This is a genomic window from Saccharibacter sp. 17.LH.SD, from assembly GCF_009834805.1.
Taxonomy (GTDB): domain Bacteria; phylum Pseudomonadota; class Alphaproteobacteria; order Acetobacterales; family Acetobacteraceae; genus Saccharibacter.
The window spans coordinates 1-2,500 of record NZ_WVHO01000004.1; the positions used below are offsets into that span (position 1 = coordinate 1).

Annotated in this window: 2 rRNA genes (1 of these 2 cut by a window edge); both read right to left on the minus strand. The window is 54.3% G+C overall.

The window, feature by feature from the left end:
• Positions 1–17: 17 nt before the first annotated feature.
• A 5S ribosomal RNA gene (gene rrf, locus GS501_RS01090) occupies positions 18–132 on the minus strand.
• Between the two features lie 86 nt (positions 133–218).
• A 23S ribosomal RNA gene (locus tag GS501_RS01095) occupies positions 219–2,500 on the minus strand; it runs 455 nt beyond the window's last position.

Below are 2,500 nucleotides of genomic sequence, written 5' to 3' on the forward strand. Positions count from 1 at the left end.
TAGGGGTAAGCGAGGGGACCTGGCGGCGACCGACTTTTCCACCCGTCGAGGGGCAGTATCATAGGCGCTGGAGGTATTGACGGCCGAGTTCGGGATGGGATCGGGTTTAGAGCCTCCGCCATAGCCACCAGGTCTTCCCGCTTACCCGTATGTGTATGGGTGAGAGGGGTGCGGTTGGTGTGTAGAGTAATGTGACTGACTACTGTGCATGTGTTTTATGTGTGAGAGATATGGGCGATTAGGATCAGTTAGCTGAACGCGTTACCGCGCTTTTACACCTGACCTATCGACGTCCTGGTCTTGGACGGCCCTGTGAGACCTAGTTTTGAGGCTGGTTTCCCGCTTAGATGCTTTCAGCGGTTATCCATTCCATACTTAGCTACCCGGCTGTGCCACTGGCGTGACAACCGGTGCACCAGAGGTATGTTCATCCCGGTCCTCTCGTACTAGGGACAAATCCTCTCAAGTCTCTTACACCCACGGCAGATAGGGACCGAACTGTCTCACGACGTTCTAAACCCAGCTCACGTACCACTTTAATCGGCGAACAGCCGAACCCTTGGGACCTGCTCCAGCCCCAGGATGTGATGAGCCGACATCGAGGTGCCAAACCTCCCCGTCGATGTGGACTCTTGGGGGAGATCAGCCTGTTATCCCTAGAGTACCTTTTATCCGTTGAGCGATGGCCCGTCCACGTGGGACCACCGGATCACTATGGCCGACTTTCGTCTCTGCTCGAGCTGTCACTCTCGCAGTCAGGCGGGCTTATGCCATTGCACTCGACAGCCGGTTTCCGACCGGCCTGAGCCCACCATCGCGCGCCTCCGTTATCCTTTAGGAGGCGACCGCCCCAGTCAAACTGCCTACCATGCAGGGTCCCGGACCAGGCTTACTGGTCTCGGTTAGATATCAGAAAAGTTGAGGGTGGTATTTCAAGGATGGCTCCACCGAGACTGGCGCCCCGGCTTCGATGCCTCCCACCTATCCTACACAAAACTTTCCTGATACCACTGCAAAGCTGCAGTAAAGGTTCATAGGGTCTTTCCGTCTGACCGCGGGAACCCCGCATCTTCACGGGGAATTCAATTTCGCTGAGCCGGTACTGGAGACAGCGAGGTGATCGTTACGCCATTCGTGCAGGTCGGAACTTACCCGACAAGGAATTTCGCTACCTTAGGACCGTTATAGTTACGGCCGCCGTTTACCGGGGCTTCGATTCAACGCTTGCACATCTCCTCTTAACCTTCCGGCACCGGGCAGGCGTCAGACCCTATACGTCATCTTTCGATTTCGCAGAGTCCTGTGTTTTTACTAAACAGTCGCCACCTCCTGGTCTGTGCCACCTGCCAGTGGTTGCCCATTGACAGGTCTTGCTTATCCCGAAGTTACGCAAGCAATTTGCCTAGTTCCTTCAGTACCGTTCTCTCAAGCGCCTTGGTATACTCTACCAGTCCACCTGTGTCGGTTTCGGGTACGGTCTATATGCTAGAGCTATTTCCTGGAATGGTCCAAAAGCCTGCTCAATCCGATAAGAGCAGACAACATATCTCATTCGTCACTTCTAGCAGGCCCAAGAATATTAACTTGGTTTCCATCGGCTACGGCTTTCGCCCTCGCCTTAGGGGCCGGCTCACCCTGCGTGGATTAACCTTGCGCAGGAACCCTTGGACTTTCGGCGACAGTGTTTCTCGCACTGTTTATCGCTACTCATGTCAGCATTCGCACTTCTGATACCTCCAGAGAGGGTCACCCCGTCTCCTTCGCAGGCTTACAGAACGCTCCGCTACCGCGCATCGTAAACGATGCACCCACAGCTTCGGCACGTGGCTTGAGCCCCGTTACATTTTCGGCGCAGGGTTTCTATTAGACCAGTGAGCTATTACGCTTTCTTTAAAGGATGGCTGCTTCTAAGCCAACCTCCTGGTTGTTTTGGAATCCCCACATCCTTTCCCACTTAGCCACGATTTAGGGGCCTTAGCTGGTGGTCTGGGCTGTTTCCCTCTTGACGATGGACCTTAGCACCCACCGTCTGTCTGCCATGCTGATACTCCTCGGTATTCGGAGTTTGGTTAGGTGTGGTAAGACTTTGGGTCCCCCTAGCCCATCCAGTGCTCTACCCCCGAGGGTAATACATGACGATCTACCTCAATAGATTTCGCGGAGAACCAGCTATTTCCGAGTTTGATTGGCCTTTCACCCCTAGCCACAGCTCATCCCCGACTTTTTCAACAGGCGTGGGTTCGGCCCTCCAGTGCATGTTACTGCACCTTCAGCCTGGCCATGGCTAGATCACTCGGTTTCGGGTCTTCTACCAGTAACTAAATCGCCCTATTCAGACTCGCTTTCGCTGCGCCTACACCTACCGGCTTAAGCTCGCTACGGACAGAAACTCGCTGACCCATTATACAAAAGGTACGCCGTCACCCCATATGAGGCTCCGACTGTTTGTAGGCATCTGGTTTCAGGTCTCTTTCACTCCCCTTATCGGGGTGCTTTTCAC